Below are 12,258 nucleotides of genomic sequence, written 5' to 3'. Positions count from 1 at the left end.
TTAATACATGACAATTCAACTTCCGTTAAGGCTCTCATTTAAACTCCTTCTTGCGAGAGGTGATAGATAAAACAAGCGAAAAAATAATCGCCATCGGCAAACCATAACTGGCCGTGGTTTTAAGGGCGGCCGTATCCAAAAGGATCGCCTGGCGCTGCAGGCAGTAGTCTAAAAATACGGCAAGGGGAAATATCAAGAACAGCATAACGATGTGGTACGTGCGCACGCCTTTTTTCTTCGCGTTTTTATAGATCGCACTGATAATGAGGATGAAAATGACAATAAGAACTATTTCCGTTATAAGGTGCAATTTGATTAGCTCCATTAATCAAAATTTACATCAAGTTACATTGGGTAACCTGATAAGTCAACAGGGTATTTTATGATTCCTCTTTATTTATCATGGTATTGAATTAATTAATCATAAAATGATTACCTTTTGTGACTATGTGTCGATGATGAAAAATAAAGATGTCAAAGAAGCGTTTGGCCGCGGTCGGCGAGGCGGTTAACTTCTAATCACTTGTTTTTGCTCAAACTGCCAACTGCGCCTAAGCTAGGTGATGACTCTGAGGGAGCCATTCCCCGAGACCTTATTCCGTGAACATGGAGGAGTTTCGATTTGATGCGTTTATCCACATTGGTGCTGGCGATCGGCATGGCGCTGGGCTCGCAGGCACAGGCAGCAGAAACCCAACCTCACGCCGACCATAGTGCCCTGCCCAGCGGCCAGGCGAAGGAGGCTACCGTGACCGGTGAAGCCAATCAGCACGACAAGCAAAAGACCCAAAACCCGTTCTTCTATCAAAGCCGTCTGCCGTTCCAGGCGCCGCCGTTCAACCTGATCAAGGAAAGCGACTACGCGCCGGCGATCGAGGCGGGCATCAAGCAAAAGCGGGAAGAGGTGGAGAAGATCGCCAACAACCCGGCCAAGCCCAACTTCAAGAATACCTTCGTGGCGCTGGAGCAGGCCGGTTCGCTGCTGACGCGGGTGATGAACGTGTTCGGCGCCATGACCTCGGCCAACACCAGCGATGCGCTGCAGAAGCTGGATGAAGAAACCTCGCCGATGCTGGCGGCGCTGAACGACGACATCATGCTCAACGGCAAGCTGTTCGCGCGCATCAAGGCCATCTATCAGGATCGCGATGCGCTGAAGCTGGATCCGGAATCGCGCCGGCTGGTGGAAGTGACCTACAAGAACTTCGAGCTGGCGGGCGCCAACCTGTCGGACGCCGACAAGGCCAAGCTGAAGGCGCTGAACCAGGAAGCAGCGACGCTGAGCACCCAGTTCACCAACAAACTGCTGGCGGCGAGCAAAAACGGCGCGCTGGCGATAACCGACCAGGCGAAACTGGACGGTCTGTCCGAAGGTGAGCTGGCCGCGGCAGCGCAGGCGGCCGCCGAGCGCAAGCTGGAGAAACAGTGGCTGTTGGTGCTGCAGAACACCACCCAGCAGCCGCTGCTGCAGAGCCTGAAAGATCGCGACACCCGCCAAGCGCTGTTCGACGCCTCCTGGACGCGCGCGGAGAAGGGCGACGGCAACGATACCCGCCAGACCCTTTCCCGTCTGGCCAAGGTACGCGCCGAGCAGGCCAAACTGCTGGGCTACCCGAACTACGCCGCCTGGAAGCTGCAAAACCAGATGGCCAAGACGCCGGATGCCGCCTTGAGCTTTATGCGCAACATCGTGCCGGCGGCCACCGCGCGCGCCGAGCGTGAAGCCAAAGACATTCAGGCGGTGATCGATCAGCAGAAAGGCGACTTCAAGGTGCAGGCCTGGGACTGGCAGTTCTACGCCGAACAGGTGCGCAAGGCCAAGTACGATCTGGACGAATCGCAGATCAAACCTTACTTCGAGCTGAACAACGTGCTGAACAACGGCGTGTTTTACGCCGCCAACCTGCTGTACGGCATCAGTTTCAAAGAACGCAAGGACATTCCGGTCTACCAGCCGGACGTTAAGGTGTATGAAGTGTTCGACAAGGACGGCAAATCGCTGGCGCTGTTCTACACCGACTACTTCAAGCGCGACAACAAGGGTGGCGGCGCCTGGATGAGCAACTTCGTCGATCAGTCGAAGCTCAACGGCACCAAGCCGGTGATCTACAACGTCGCCAACTTCACCAAACCGGCGCCGGGGCAGCCGGCGCTGCTGTCGTATGACGACGTGATCACCATGTTCCACGAGTTCGGCCACGCGCTGCACGGCATGTTCGCCGATCAGGAATACCCGAGCCTGTCGGGTACCAACACCGCGCGCGATTTCGTCGAGTTCCCGTCGCAGTTCAACGAGCACTGGGTCAGCGATCCGAAAGTGTTCAGCCACTTCGCCAAGCATTATCAGACCGGCGAGACGATGCCGCAGGAACTGGTCGACAAGATCAAGAAGGCCGACAAGTTCAACAAGGGCTACAGCATGACCGAGCTGCTGTCCGCCGCGCTGCTGGACATGCACTGGCACATGCTGACCGCCGACCAGCCGCAGCAAGACGTGGACAAGTTCGAGGCCGAATCGTTGCAAAAAGACAAGGTCGATCTCAGCTACGTGCCGCCGCGCTACCGTTCCAGCTATTTCCAGCACATCTGGGGTAACGGCTACGCCGCGGGCTATTACGCCTATCTGTGGACGGAAATGCTGGCGGACGACGCCTTCCAGTGGTTCACCGAGCACGGTGGCCTGACCGCCGAAAACGGCCAGCGCTTCCGCGACATGATCCTGTCGCGCGGCAACAGCCAGGATCTGGAGAAGCTGTACATCGACTGGCGCGGCAAAGAGCCGAGCATCGAACCGATGCTGATCAACCGCGGGCTGAAGGACGAATAGTCCCGAGGGTATGAACAAGGAGAGTGAGTAAACCAACGGCACGCCAAATGCCGGTCGCATTCCGACGTTTGGCGGTGCCGTTTTCTGGTCGACAGAGAGAAGACAAGCTACCTGGCCTGAATTTCATGCACCAAATCGATAAATGCCTTGAGCCCCGGAGGCACATGTCGTCTGCCGGGATAATAGAGACGCAATCCGCCGAAAGCTGGGCACCATTCGTCCAGTACGCTAATAAGACGACCTGATGCGATATCTTCACGGGCAAACCAATCTGAAACGAAGGCAATCCCCACACCGCTCAATGCGGCACGATGAATGGCGCGCATTTCATTCAATACAATGCGCGGCGGTACGTTGACTCGAAGTTTCTGTTGGTGGCGTTCCAATTCCCAATGGTAAATCCCTCCGTGTGACATACGCATCCCGACGCTTTTGTGCCGTAACAGATCCTCCGGCGATTGCGGTATGCCATGTTCAGCGAAATAGTCTGGTGTAGCGACCACCAACATGCGGATATCTCCCGTTAGCTCCACGGCGATCATGTCCTGCGGGACGGACTCCGCCAAACGGATCCCCGCGTCGTAACCTTCCGCCACAATGTCCACCATTCTTGATTCGCTGGTGATATCGAGCCGCATTTGCGGGTAACGCCGCAAATACGTTTCGATCAACGGTTCGTAGAGCAGGGAGACGCACTCCTGCGGTGCGCTGATGCGCAGCGTGCCGGTTGGCGCGTCGGGTTGGGTGGCGATCTCTTCTGATGCACGCCGAATCTCGGCCAGAGCGGGGGCGATTCGTTCTACATAACGCGCGCCCGCCGGCGTCAGGGCCACGCTGCGGGTCGAACGGTTAAACAGACGTATTTTCAGGCGGCTTTCCAACCCGGCCACCGCATTGCTGACGGCGGTGGCCGACATGCCTAATTGCCGTGCGGCGGCGCGAAAGCTTTGTCGCTGCGCCACCGCCAACACGACTTCCAACTCTGTCAGTCCACTGCGATGCATAGATTATCCCGATTATCGGTACAGTTCGTACAGGATAGACCCACTTATCGTATTGATCATCTGTTTCTATACTCGTTTGACTAATCGGAACATGTGGAGCGCACCATGCAAAAAATTGACAGCATTTATATCAACGGTGAATTCGTGACACCCCACGGTGAAGAACGCTTCACGCTGTTTAACCCGGCGACAGAAGACGTGATTGGCACTGTGCGTCTGGCGGACGAGGTGGATGCCGAGCGGGCGATTGCCGCAGCCAAGGCCGCATTTCCTTACTGGTCCAAGACCAGTAAGGCGGAACGCCTTGCCGTATTGCGCCGTATGCACAAAGCGGTTATGGCCCGTGAAGATGAGCTGATGGACGCAGTCGTGATGGAATATGGCGCGCCCAAAATTCGTGGGCGCTGGATGGCCAGCTACCCGGCGGACGCGATAGCTCAGGCGATCGACGCGCTGGAAAATTTCGAGTTTACGGAACAGGCGGGTAAGGCGCAGGTCATCATGACGCCTGTCGGCGTCGCCGGGCTGATTACGCCATGGAACAGCGATGCCGGGTTTATCTGCAACAAACTGGCGACGGCGATGGCGGCAGGGTGCACCGCGGTGATCAAGCCCAGCGAAATGAGCGCGATGCAAACGCGGGTTATCACCGAAGCGTTGCACGACGCGGGCATTCCTGCCGGGGTATTTAACATTATCACCGGGCGAGGCGAGGTGGTGGGTGAGGTCATTAATCGACATCCCGATATTGCCAAGATCTCGTTTACCGGTTCCACGGCGGTGGGCAAACATATCGTAGAAAGCGGTGCAGAATCGCTGAAACGGGTGACATTGGAACTGGGGGGCAAATCGCCGACGCTGATCCTGGACGATGCGGATGTCATGCAGGCCGTGCCTTTGGCGCTTGCCGCCGGTTTTATGAATAGCGGCCAGGCCTGCATTGCAGGCACGCGAATTCTGGTGCCGCGCAGCCGTCAGGCGGAGTTTGAACAGGCGATTGCCGACGCGGTAGGCAAAGTCCGGTCGGGCGATCCGCGCGATGAAAATACGGAAATCGGCCCGATGGTGAGCCAAAAACAGTGGCAACGGGTGCAGGATTATATCCGCTTGGGCGAGGAAGAAGGGGCGACATTGTTGGTTGGCGGCGTTGGCCGTCCATCGGGTATGGATAAAGGCTGGTGCGTGAAGCCTACGGTATTTGCGGGCAATAACCGGATGCGCATTGCCCGGGAAGAAATTTTTGGTCCGGTGCTGGTGATCATCCCTTACGACAATGAGGCCGAAGCGCTTGCGATCGCCAACGACACCGCCTACGGGCTGAGTGCGCTGGTGTTAAGCGGCGATCGCGAACGCGGGGTGCGGGTGGCGCAGCAGATTGACTCCGGGCGTGTTCTGCTGAACACGTTGGATCATGAACCTAAAGCGCCGTTTGGCGGTTTCAAACAGTCCGGGCTGGGGCGCGAGATGGGCAAATGGGGGATGCAGGCTTATCTGGAAGCAAAAACGTTGTTGGTGGGGTAACCCAGAGCCCATCGTCGTTATTGACATGTCCTGTTATGGGGAGAAAACGGCGCAAGAATCAAAGCAGACAACGGTTCCTTATCATCATTGTCATTGTCTTGCGCCTTTCCCCTTTCTATTAACGCTCAGCGGTTCACCACCTTGGCCGGCAGGGCCACCACCAGCAGCGAGCTGAGCAGCAGGCAGCCGGCGAAGGCCCAGAGCGCGCCGCCGCTCTTGCCGGTCAGATCCAGCGCCAGCCCCATCAGCGAATTGCTTACCAGCCCGGCGATGTTGGCCAGCGAACAGGCCAGCGCGAAGCCGGTCGCCGCCGCCGTGCCGCGCAGGAAGGTGGCCGGCAGGCTGAAGAACACCGGCACTGCGCCGATGATTGCCGCCTGGGCGATGGAGAACAGCAGCACCGTGGCCAGCGCATTGTGGGTGAAGAAGGTGCTGCCGGCCATCGCCAGCGCGCCGATGATAAACGGCACGATGATATGCCAGCGCCGTTCGCGCAGCCGGTCGGAACTGCTGCCGATCAGCAGCATGCCGAGCAGGGCGGCGACGCTGGGGATCGCCGTCAGGTAACCGATGGTGGTGATGTCGGTAACGCCGGCGGTTTTGATGAAGGTCGGCATCCAAAAGCCCATGGCGTAGGCGCTGAGCAGAATAGCGAAGTCGATGCCGCCGAGCATCCACACCTTCAGGTTGAAGAAGCCGTCGCGGAAGCTGTGCTTGCCGTGATCGGCCTCGGCGTCGTCGCGCGCCAGATCGTCGGCGATGCGCTGTTTTTCCTCGGGCGTCAGCCACTTGGCCTGCTGATAAGTGTTAGGCAACAGCCAGAAGGTCAACACGCCCAACAGCACGCTGGGAATGCCCTCCAGCAAAAACAGCCACTGCCAGCCGTGCAGCCCGTGGCGCATGTCGAAATGGCCCATGATCCAGCCGGAGAGCGGCCCGCCGATCACGCTGGAGAGCGGCAGGCCGATCATGAACAGCGCGATGATGCGGCCGCGGCGATAGGTCGGGAACCACAGCGTCAGGTAAAAGAGCACGCCGGGCAGGAAACCGGCCTCCGCCACGCCGAGCAGAAAGCGAATGACGTAGAACTGGGTCGGCGTGGTGACGAACATGGTGGCGGTGGACAGCAGCCCCCAGGTGATCATGATACGGGCAATCCACATCTTGGCGCCGACGCGCTGCAGGATCAGGTTGCTCGGCACCTCGAACAGAATATAGCCGACGAAGAACAGCCCGGCGCCCAGACCAAAGGCCGCTTCGCTCAGCTGCAGCGCGTCGGCCATCTGCAGCTTGGCCAGCCCGACGTTGATGCGATCGAGGTAGGCCGCCAGGTAACACAGGCAAAGAAACGGGATCAGTTTCCAGGTGATTTTGCGGTACAGCAGCAGCGATTCTGCGTCCGCTTTCCCCGCCAGCGGGGTGTCGACAATGGCCATGATGTTGTCTCCAGGTGGTGCGTGTTGGCCTCCGCAGGAGGCGCCTGTTGTGTTTGCGTTGCATGGACGCCGCCCTGTTTCGGGCGGTCGCGTGAGGTGCTGTCTGCGCCTTCGTTATTGTCGTTGCAGGTGAATCGTTGACTCATAACCGGTTCAGGTAGTCGAGCGCCTCCCGTTTGTGCACCACGTCGCCGTATTTGCTGTCGATGTCGAACAGGTTGGCTTCGTGCGGGCCGGGGTGACGATCGCCGACGCACTCGCGCACCACCATGGCGCGGAAGCCGTGCTGCACCGCGTCCACTGCGCTGGCGCGGATGCAGCCGCTGGTGGAGCAGCCGATCATCAGCAGCGTGTCGATCCCTTGCGCCACCAGCAGCGGCGCCAGCGCGGTGCCGAAGAAGGCGCTGGCGTATTGCTTGCTCAGCACCACCTCATCGGCCAGCGGCGCCACCGGCGGGCAGAACGCCGCCAGCGGGTTGCCCGCCACCATGTCTTTCATCACCGGCGCTTTCTTCACCCACAGGCCGCCATCGGCAAAATGGCCTGCATGATAGCGGATATGGGTGTGGATCACCGGAATTCCTGTTCGGCGCGCGCAGGCCAGCAGCTCGCGGCTTTCCTCGACCGCGCTCACCACGCCCGGCGCGAACAGCGGCGCGCCTTCGGTGGTGTAGGCCTGCATAAAATCGATCGCCAGCAGCGCCGGGCGCCGGCCGAAGCCGATGCGCTGGCCCCAGACGCCGCGATAGTTGTCGCTGAGGGTGTCGTTCATTCTGCCTCCTCAATAGGCGCCGGACAGCAGGGCGCCGGCGCCGGGAACGATCGGCTCCAGCTCCAGCGCGGTCAGCATCGCGTAAGTGGTGGCGATGGCGGCGGTGATCACCGGTTTGCCGGTTTGGGCCTCCACCGTCGGGACGGCCGGCAGCGAAGGCATCTGCACGCAGGCGGACAGCACGATAGCATCGACCTCGCGTAAATCCATCTCGGCGACGATCCCCGGCAGCCTGGCCGGATCGTGCCGGCCGACGTCGAGGTTGTCCGGGATCTCCAGCGCGCGCCACACCTTGACCTCGATGCCTTCGTGCTGGATGTAGTCCACCACCAGCTGGGTCAGCGGTTTCATGTAGGGAGCCACCAGCGCGATGCGTTTGGCGCCGATCACCTTCAGGCCGTTGACCAGCGCGCCGGCGCTGCTGATAACCGGCGCGGCGGCCTGATTGTCTTTCGTCACCTGCGCCAGCCGGGCCTGCGATTCGCGGTGATAGCCCAGCCCCATCGCCATGATGGCCACCAGGCAGGCGTAGCCGAGCACGTCGACCCGCGCGTCGGACAGCTCCAGCGCGCAGCGATCGGACTCGGCGTCCATCGCCGCCAATTCTTCTTTATTGACGTGTTTCATGCGCATGCGGCTGGAGTGAAAAGTGAAACGCTCCGGGCGTATCAGCTGGCGCGCGCCCAGCATCGCCGGGATCTCGGTTTCCATTGTGGTGTTGGAGCTGGGCACGATCTGGCCGATGCGGTAGTGGTTGCTCATGTCGGTGTTCCTCAGTTAATCCAGAAAATCGCCCAGGGCGCGGAAGAAGCCGTCGAAATCGTCCCACGGGATCATGTGTCCGGCGTTCTCGACCTCGACGATGGCGATCTCCGGCTGTAGCGCGCGGATCTCTGCCCGGTCTTCGGGCTGAATGACGCCGCCTTTGCCCGCGGCCATCAGCAGCGTCGGCATGGTCAGCAGCGGGTAGTCACGGTGGCTGTCCACCTGATGAAAATCGTCGTAGGCGCGTTGGATCGCCGGCTCGTAGCAGGTGTGCAGCCACTCGGCGCGCAGCCGGCGCTGCTCTTCGCTCCAGGTTGGGCAAAAGGCGCGCATCTGCTCGGCGCTCATGCCCGGCAGCGACTGCCGGATGGAGTCGGCGTACCACGGCCATTGGCCGGGATAGGCGCGGCGGCCGGGGCCGGAAACCGGCGGATCGACCAGCACCAGCCGCCGCACGCCGGCGGGCTGCAGAGCGGCGGCGCGCAGGGCGAAGCGGGCGCCCATCGAATGGCCGAGCAGGGCGTAACTGCCCAGGTTCAACGCAGCGGCGAAGGCGTTGACGTCCTGCGCGCAGGTCTCTGCGTCATAAGCCAGTTCCGGGCCGCTGGACGACAGACCGCGGCCGCGCACGTCGAGCACGTAGACGTCGTATTTTTCCCCCAGCCGCTCGGCGACGAAGCCCCAGGTGATCGCCGGGCTGGTGATGCCGGGGACCAGGATCAGCGCCGGGCCGTGGCCGCCGTAGCGCAGATAGTGTTGGCGAATGTCGTTGGCGTGAACGTGGGCGCCGTAGAGGAAGGTGCTCATGCGGCGTTCTCCGATTTCAGCGCTTGCGCGTACAGGTCGTAGCCGTAGACCCAGGCCGGATCTTCCTGGGTGCGCAGGAAGGTGTTGGCGTTGGACACCGCCTGCACCCGGGAGGCGCGCTCCTTGCGGTTGGCTTCATACAGCTGGAAGGCGGTGCGGTAGTCGCCGAGGCCGGTTTCCTGCAGGCAGCGGGTCAGCATGGCGGCGTCTTCGATCGCCATCGCCGCGCCCTGCGCCATGTGCGGTTTCATCGGGTGGCAGGCGTCGCCGAGCAGCACCAGACGGCCTTCGCTCCACAGCGGCAGCGGTTTGCGGTTCAGCAATGGCCATTTGGTGACCTGCTCGCTGGATTCGATCAGCGCCTGCACGATCGGGTGGTAGCCGGCGAAGGTCTCGAACATTTCTTCGCGGCTGCTGTCGATGAAGCTGCCCTGGAAATCCCAGGCCGGGTGCGGCACGCCGCTGACGTAGTAATACTCGTCGCGCCGTTGGGTGGTGTAGTAGACCATCAGATGGCGATCCGCCGACCACCACTTCACGCAGTCTTCGAACGTCAGGTTGTATTTCGCCAGCTTCTCGCCGCGGATCAGCGCGCGGTGGGCCACCCAGCCGCTGTAGGTCGGCGCTTCAGCGCCCAGCAGGTGCTCACGAATGCGCGAATTGATGCCGTCGGCGCCGATCACGATGTCGGCGTGGGCCGAGGTGCCGTCGACGAAGTTCAGCACCACCTCGTCACCGCGATCTTCAATTTTGCTCAGGCATTTGCCGAAGTGCAGGGTGCCGGGCTGCAGCGCGGAGAGCTGCAACGCCTGCAAATCGCCGCGGTGCACCGTCACATAGGCGGCGCCGTACTCCCGGCGGGCGAAGGCGCCCAGTTCGATGCGCGACAGGTAGTCGCCGCTTTCGGCGTCGCGGCTGAACCAGAAATCGGGATGAGACGCCATCTGCTCCAACCGCTGCTCAATACCGAGACGGCGGAAAATCTTCAGTACGTTCGGCCCCATGTGAATGCCGGCGCCAAGGCGTGAGAACGCCGGGCTCTGTTCATACAGATCGACGGTAAAGCCGGCTTTTTGCAGCAGCCCGGCGGCGGCGGCGCCCCCCAGCCCGGCGCCGACGACGGCGATGCGTGGTTGTTTGCTCATCATGTTTCCCCTGTCTGTTGGCTTTTTTCAGCGTAGGCCCAACGCGTGGCTGGACGATCGATTTATAGTGTATGCGCTAGATAACGCAAAGTTGCAAAAGTGTTAAATCAGATCTCGCTCACGCTAATTGACGGCGTATTACTGTTAAACTCATGTTAATCACAGGATTGATGCGGGATGAAATAGGACTTTCTTATGGTGGATATTCGCAGCTTGCTTTCCTTTGCTTTTTTGACTTAGATGAAATGAGTGTGTTCACTTTAAATTGTTTGAAAAATCACCGCCGCCTTGCGGGCGTCGGTCACCCTTGACGAGACAGGAGACAGGCCATGGCGGTCAATGAAACCCAGTTGGTACAGCTGTTCGAGCAGGTGCTTACGCTGTCGAAGGTTGATGCTTCGCAGAGCGTGGCGATTTTGAAAAGCCATTATTCCGATGCGCGCACGGTGCGCGCCGCGACCGACGCAGCGCTGCGGCTGGGCGCCAAGGTGTATGCCGTCGAACTGCCGGCGTTCAACCATCCGCGAGCGATGGGCAACGACATGACCGCCTATTGCGGCGATACCGCGCTGACCGGCAATCTGGCGGCGCAGCGTGCGCTGGAGGCCGCCGACCTGATCGTCGATACCATGATGCTGCTGCATTCGCCGGAGCAGGAACAGATCCTGAAAACTGGCACCCGCATCCTGCTGGCGGTGGAGCCGCCGGAGGTGCTGGCGCGCATGTTGCCCAACGCGGAGGACAAGGCGCGGGTGCTGGCCGCCGCCGCCGTGCTGGAGCAGGCGAAGCTGATGCAGGTGACCTCCGCCGCCGGCAGCGATTTCCGCGCGCCGCTGGGGCAATACCCGACGGTGACCGAGTACGGCTATGCCGATGAACCGGGGCGCTGGGATCACTGGCCGAGCGGTTTCCTGTTCACCTGGCCGAATGAGGAGCAGGCGGAAGGGGTGCTGGTGCTGGAGGTCGGCGATATCTTGCTGCCGTTCAAAAGCTATGCGCGTGAACGCATCACGCTGGAGATCGAACAAGGGTTCGTTACTCGCATTCACGGCGGCTTCGAGGCGGAATACCTGCGCGAATACATGAAATACTTCGACGATCCGGAGGTGTACGGCATCTCGCACATCGGCTGGGGTCTGCAGCCGCGCGCCCAGTGGACGGCGATGGGTCTGCACGACAAGAACGACGGCATGTGCATGGACGCGCGCGCGTTCTACGGCAACTTCCTGTTCTCCACCGGGCCGAACACCGAAGTGGGCGGCACGCGCAAAACGCCTTGCCATATGGATATCGCACTGCGCCGCTGCGACATTCGCCTCGACGGGCAAACGGTGGTGGCGGACGGGGAAGTGGTGGCGCCGGAAGCGTCGCGCGTGCGCCGGGCGTAATCGTTGCTGCCAACGGCGGGGGTTTGTACTATTCTCGTGGATTCCATAGATGGTGAGAGTAACGCAATGACGCCCCCCGAATACCCGTCAGCCGTGAGCGGCCAACCTGAAAATTATCATTTTACCGAGCAAGTCGGGCACCTGCTGCGCAAGGTTTATCAGCGCCACGTGGCGATTTTCCAGCAAAACGTCGGCGATTCGCAGCTGACGGCGGTGCAGTTCATCACCCTGTGCGCGGTGCGCGATATGGGGCCGAGCTCGCTGACCGAGCTGGTGCAGGTGACGGCGGTGGATCAGGCCACCATCCGCGGCATCGTCGAACGGCTGAAGGCGCGCGATCTGATCACGGTAACGCCGGATCCGATCGATCGGCGCAAGGTGGTGGTCGGCCTCACCGACGCCGGCGGCGCGCTGCTGGCGGAAACGGTGCCGCAGGCGGCGAAAATCACAGAACTGACGTTCGGTACGCTGAACCCGGCCGAACGGATAGCGCTGATATTCCTGCTGAATAAAATGCTGGAAGATCCGCCCACCGGCTGATTCGCCCGCGCAACGTCGGTTGCCTGGTGGTCGGTGGCGAGAGGCCAGCCCAT

Annotated in this window: 11 protein-coding genes; 4 read left to right on the top strand and 7 right to left on the bottom strand. The window is 60.7% G+C overall.

Annotated features, from left to right (window positions below):
• Positions 1-34: 34 nt before the first annotated feature.
• Positions 35-325, bottom strand: a complete 291-nt coding sequence (locus BVU99_RS16605; RefSeq protein ID WP_049208108.1) for a hypothetical protein — start codon at positions 323-325, stop codon at positions 35-37.
• A gap of 300 nt (positions 326-625) precedes the next feature.
• On the opposite strand from BVU99_RS16605, the gene dcp reads away from it, so the two are divergent.
• Positions 626-2,827: a peptidyl-dipeptidase Dcp gene (dcp, locus tag BVU99_RS16600; protein ID WP_099816815.1), complete on the top strand. Its 2,202-nt coding sequence runs from the start codon at positions 626-628 to the stop codon at positions 2,825-2,827.
• A gap of 107 nt (positions 2,828-2,934) precedes the next feature.
• Here dcp and BVU99_RS16595 read toward each other — a convergent pair whose 3' ends face one another.
• Positions 2,935-3,831 (bottom strand): LysR family transcriptional regulator, encoded by an 897-nt coding sequence (locus tag BVU99_RS16595; RefSeq protein ID WP_025302737.1) that lies wholly within the window; start codon positions 3,829-3,831, stop codon positions 2,935-2,937.
• Between the two features lie 105 nt (positions 3,832-3,936).
• Here BVU99_RS16595 and BVU99_RS16590 point away from each other — a divergent pair, with 105 nt between their 5' ends.
• Positions 3,937-5,352, top strand: a complete 1,416-nt coding sequence (locus BVU99_RS16590) for an aldehyde dehydrogenase family protein (protein ID WP_025302738.1) — start codon at positions 3,937-3,939, stop codon at positions 5,350-5,352.
• 125 nt (positions 5,353-5,477) lie between these two features.
• On the opposite strand, the gene BVU99_RS16585 is transcribed toward BVU99_RS16590, so the two are convergent.
• The 5 genes from BVU99_RS16585 to BVU99_RS16565 form a co-directional block, all read right to left on the bottom strand.
• Positions 5,478-6,788 (bottom strand): MFS transporter, encoded by a 1,311-nt coding sequence (locus tag BVU99_RS16585; RefSeq protein WP_016927840.1) that lies wholly within the window; start codon positions 6,786-6,788, stop codon positions 5,478-5,480.
• Between the two features lie 142 nt (positions 6,789-6,930).
• Positions 6,931-7,560, bottom strand: coding sequence for an N-carbamoylsarcosine amidohydrolase (locus BVU99_RS16580; RefSeq protein ID WP_033634448.1), 630 nt, complete (start codon positions 7,558-7,560; stop codon positions 6,931-6,933).
• A gap of 9 nt (positions 7,561-7,569) precedes the next feature.
• Positions 7,570-8,271: an Asp/Glu racemase gene (locus BVU99_RS16575; protein WP_170310522.1), complete on the bottom strand. Its 702-nt coding sequence runs from the start codon at positions 8,269-8,271 to the stop codon at positions 7,570-7,572.
• A gap of 66 nt (positions 8,272-8,337) precedes the next feature.
• Positions 8,338-9,132, bottom strand: a complete 795-nt coding sequence (locus BVU99_RS16570; RefSeq protein ID WP_025302741.1) for an alpha/beta hydrolase — start codon at positions 9,130-9,132, stop codon at positions 8,338-8,340.
• The gene (locus BVU99_RS16565) at positions 9,129-10,280 is read right to left on the bottom strand and encodes an FAD-dependent monooxygenase (protein ID WP_033645813.1); all 1,152 of its coding nucleotides are present in this window, start codon (positions 10,278-10,280) and stop codon (positions 9,129-9,131) included. Before BVU99_RS16565 ends, BVU99_RS16570 begins: the two co-directional genes overlap by 4 nt.
• A 326-nt stretch (positions 10,281-10,606) precedes the next feature.
• Between BVU99_RS16565 and BVU99_RS16560 the strand changes: the two genes are divergently transcribed.
• On the top strand, positions 10,607-11,665 hold the full coding sequence (locus BVU99_RS16560; protein WP_025302742.1) for a 2,5-dihydroxypyridine 5,6-dioxygenase: 1,059 nt from the start codon (positions 10,607-10,609) through the stop codon (positions 11,663-11,665).
• Positions 11,666-11,731: 66 nt separating this feature from the next.
• On the top strand, positions 11,732-12,205 hold the full coding sequence (locus BVU99_RS16555; RefSeq protein WP_043143235.1) for a MarR family winged helix-turn-helix transcriptional regulator: 474 nt from the start codon (positions 11,732-11,734) through the stop codon (positions 12,203-12,205).
• Positions 12,206-12,258 lie beyond the last annotated feature (53 nt).

It is taken from the genome of Serratia sp. OLAL2, assembly GCF_002752475.1.
Lineage (GTDB): Bacteria > Pseudomonadota > Gammaproteobacteria > Enterobacterales > Enterobacteriaceae > Serratia > Serratia bockelmannii.
This window is presented reverse-complemented; position numbering and strand designations above follow the sequence as displayed.